The organism is uncultured Chitinophaga sp. (genome assembly GCF_937874145.1).
In the GTDB taxonomy this organism is placed as follows: Bacteria; Bacteroidota; Bacteroidia; order Chitinophagales; family Chitinophagaceae; genus Chitinophaga.
Genome location: NZ_CALNBI010000055.1, coordinates 1 through 3,679 on the forward strand (window position 1 = coordinate 1; position 3,679 = coordinate 3,679).

4 protein-coding genes are annotated in these 3,679 nt (G+C 52.9%); all 4 read right to left on the bottom strand.

Annotation, left to right across the window (positions count from 1 at the left end; all coding sequences use genetic code 11):
• A partial coding sequence (locus tag Q0510_RS02495; protein ID WP_298707921.1) for a hypothetical protein occupies positions 1–839 on the bottom strand: 839 nt, incomplete at its 3' end.
• A 57-nt stretch (positions 840–896) separates the two neighbouring features.
• Positions 897–1,337, bottom strand: a complete 441-nt coding sequence (gene smpB, locus Q0510_RS02500; RefSeq protein ID WP_298707923.1) for an SsrA-binding protein SmpB — start codon at positions 1,335–1,337, stop codon at positions 897–899.
• 52 nt (positions 1,338–1,389) lie between these two features.
• Positions 1,390–2,235 (bottom strand): acetyl-CoA carboxylase, carboxyltransferase subunit beta, encoded by an 846-nt coding sequence (gene accD, locus Q0510_RS02505; RefSeq protein WP_298707925.1) that lies wholly within the window; start codon positions 2,233–2,235, stop codon positions 1,390–1,392.
• A gap of 131 nt (positions 2,236–2,366) precedes the next feature.
• Positions 2,367–3,434 (bottom strand): class II fructose-bisphosphate aldolase, encoded by a 1,068-nt coding sequence (gene fbaA, locus Q0510_RS02510; protein ID WP_298707927.1) that lies wholly within the window; start codon positions 3,432–3,434, stop codon positions 2,367–2,369.
• Positions 3,435–3,679: the final 245 nt, after the last annotated feature.

Sequence of the window (3,679 nt, forward strand, 5' to 3'; positions counted from 1 at the left end):
ATGTCGACCATGGGAAATTTGCCGGTGCTGTCGGCCTTATTGCCTTTTACCTGGATCACCCGGGACACTTCGCGCTGCGAGCGGTCTACATATGTTTGCCCGACGATAAAATCCATAAATCGCATTTCCATGTACTGATCGGGATGAAAATCCTTCTCGCCGCGCACCCTTCTTTCATCATAAAACCTGACGAAAGTATTGATGCGGCGGTCTTCCAGGTTGCGGACCAGCGCATCGCGGAACTGATCGGCGGAAAACTGGAAGTAAGGTGAGCGGACGTCGATCTCGCTGACCACCACGTGTACCAGTCCCAGCTGGAAGGCCTGGTCGCGGAGGCTGGCGGCGTCCCGGAAATTGGGGCTGAGGCGGAGTGCGGCGCCAAATTCCTCGTAGGCGTCCCGCGCGGCTTGCTTGGTACGCTGTTCCATAAGCTCGATACCCCGGTTATAGCGGACTTCAGCGGCATTCTCGCCCGAGGCGGCGATGGCGGAGCTGTAATCTTTCGGTTTCACGACGGCGCTGGCGGCAGGCGAGCTGCGGATCACGTTGTACAGCGATTGCATGGCGCGATATTCGTTCTTCACCTCTTCCCATTTCAGGGGATTGTTCGACGCGAGGGATTGCTTGGCGCGGCCTTCATAATGTTCCATGGCGGCCTGGTAAGCAAGCGGGAGGAGGCGGAGCGAAGTTTCGTCCTGCGGGCGTCGCTGTAACTTCTTGACGAACGATTCGACGGCGTCATAATAGCGCCCCTGGTTGTACAGTTTTTCGCCGGATTTGCAGGCAAAGAGGATGACGGCGGGCAGGCATACGGATAGGTAGCGAAGAAACTTCAACATATAGCTGTGTTTACGAAGATATGCAGGCAAATGGCGCGCCAGATTGCAGGGCTGGGGTCAGACTTTGAAATTGCGGCGTAACTCACGGTCAACTTCCCGCGCTTTGATGGAGTCGCGTTTGTCGTGCAGTTTTTTGCCTTTCCCGAGGCCTATTTCCATTTTGGCGAGCCCTTTTTCTGTGATGAACATTCGGAGGGGAACGATGGTGTACCCGCGTTCCTGTATTTTCTTTTCCAGCTTGCGCAGTTCTTTTCTCTGGAGGAGCAGTTTGCGTTCGCGGAGGGGATCGTGATTGGCGTACGTACCGAATTTATACTCGGCGATGTGCAGGCTTTTGACGTATAATTCGCCTTTGGAGAAATAGCAGAAGCTGTCGTTGAAACTCACTTTACCGCCGCGGATGGATTTGATCTCGGTTCCGGTCAGCACCAGTCCGGCGATGTATTTATCTTCTATCGCATATTCGAAATAAGCCGATCTGTTCTTTAATTCTGCCATGTGAGGGTTAAAAATGGGCCGGTTGCGAGGGGCAACCGGCCGGGGAATATCGTTAGTTTTTGAACAGCTGGAGCAATGTCCCCAATTTGTTCTTCAGTTCTTTACGATCGGTGATAAAATCGAGGAACCCGTGATCCAGGAGGAATTCAGCGCTCTGGAATCCTTCCGGCAGGTCCTTTTTAATGGTTTCCTTGATCACGCGCGGGCCGGCGAAGCCGATGAGGGCGCCGGGCTCGGCGGTGTTGATGTCTCCCAGCATGGCGTACGACGCGGTAACGCCGCCGGTAGTGGGGTCCGTCATCAGGGAAATGTAGGGAAGGCGGGCTGCAGCCAGCTGGGTGAGCTTGGCCGAAGTTTTCGCCATCTGCATCAAAGAGAATGCACTTTCCATCATACGCGCGCCGCCCGATTTGCTGATGATCATCAGGGGGAGTTTATGCTGGATGCAATAATCGATGCTGCGGGCGATCTTTTCGCCTACTACGGAGCCCATGGAGCCGCCGATAAAATTGAAGTCCATGCAAGCCACCACGAGGCCGTACCCGTTCACAGTTCCAACCCCGGAGCGCATAGCGTCGGAGAGGCCGGATTTTTTCTGGGCGTCTTTCAGCCTGTCGCCATAAGGTTTCAGGTCGTTGAAGCCGAGAAAGTCTTTCGGGTAGATGTTAGTGAAGAGCTCTTCAAAATTATTATCATCAAAAATGATCTCGAAATACTCGGGCGAATTGATACGGTTGTGATAATTACACTTATCGCAAACGTAAAGATTCGCTTTCAGATCTTTCATGGTGGTCGTCTTCTTACATTTCGGGCATTTGTGCCATAAACCGTCCGGCGCCTCTTTCTTCTCACTGGTAGTGGTGGAAATACCCTGTTTAATTCGCTTAAACCAGCTCATACAGAATGTGTACTAAGTAATTAGATTAAAGATTAGTGATGCAAGATACGATAAAATTAAATTTTTCCGTCAATCAAAAAGCCCCCCGTTTTTCAACAGGGGGCTTTGACAAATATATAACAACCTGGTTATTACGCGTTACGGTTAATGCAGTTGAGGTCCTGGAAGGCCTCTTCGAGGCGTTTCACGAAGGATTCCTCGCCTTTGCGGAGCCAAACGCGGGGGTCGTAGTACTTTTTGTTGGGCTTTCCTTCGCCTTCGGGGTTGCCGAGCTGCGCCTGGAGGTAGCCTTCCTTATCTTTATAATAGTTCAGCACGCCTTCCCAGAAAGCCCACTGCATGTCGGTATCAAGGTTCATTTTGATAACGCCGTAGCCGAGCGCTTCCGCGATCTGGTGCTTGGGTGAGCCGGAACCGCCGTGGAACACGTAGTAAACGGGCTTGGGCGCGGTGCCGAATTTCTTTTCGATGTAGTCCTGGCTGTTTTTCAGGATCTCGGGGCGCAGTTCCACGTTACCGGGGCTGTACACGCCGTGCACGTTGCCGAATGCGGCGGCCACGGTGAAGCGGGAACCCACTTCCATCAGTTGCTCGTAGCTGTAGGCCACGTCTTCGGGCTGGGTGTAAAGGAGGGAATTTTCAACGCCGGAATTGTCCACGCCGTCTTCCTCGCCGCCGGTCACGCCCAGTTCGATTTCGATGGACATGCCCAGTTTATTCATCCGCTGGAAGTATTTTTTAGAGATTTCGATGTTTTCGTGCAGGGGCTCTTCGGAGAGGTCGAGCATGTGGGAGCTGTACAGCGGCTGGCCGTTCTCTTTCATGAACTTTTCACCCGCATCCAGCAGGCCGTCGATCCAGGGCAGCCATTTTTTGGCGGCATGGTCGGTATGGAGCACTACGGGAACACCGTAGTATTTGGCTACTTCATGTACGTGCTTTGCACCGGAAACACCACCGGAGATGTTTGCCTGCAGCTTGTCGTTCGGCATCCCTTTCCCTGCATAAAACTGCGCGCCACCGTTAGAAAACTGGATGATTACCGGAGAATTCACCTTTGCGGCTGTTTCCAGAACGGCATTCACGGTATCGGTGCCTACCACGTTAACCGCGGGCATGGCATATCCGCTATCCTTGGCATCCTTGTAGAGCGCTTCCAGCTCTTCGCCGAATAATACGCCGGCTTTGTACTTTCCCATAGACGATGTAACTTTTAATTTTTAAAGGAAAGCAAATATAGGCATTTCAACTTTTAGATTTCTCTAAAGTTCTGGCCCCAAACGGGCCTTCGGCGTTGATTTCATTCATCCGGGCCCTCAAATTCGTTTGGATTGCCGACGGAAGAAGGGGCCGGGAACACCGGCCCGGAGCGCATCAGGTAACAGTTAAAGTAGTGCCGTTAATGGCGACGGTGTATTTGGCAAGCGCCGCCGTGGCAGGCCCG

Coding starts and splice junctions, on each gene's coding strand:
- accD (WP_298707925.1), bottom strand. CDS start 2,235: ATGAGCTGGTTTAAGCGAATTAAACAGGGTATTTCCACCACTACCAGT.
- fbaA (WP_298707927.1), bottom strand. CDS start 3,434: ATGGGAAAGTACAAAGCCGGCGTATTATTCGGCGAAGAGCTGGAAGCG.
- smpB (WP_298707923.1), bottom strand. CDS start 1,337: ATGGCAGAATTAAAGAACAGATCGGCTTATTTCGAATATGCGATAGAA.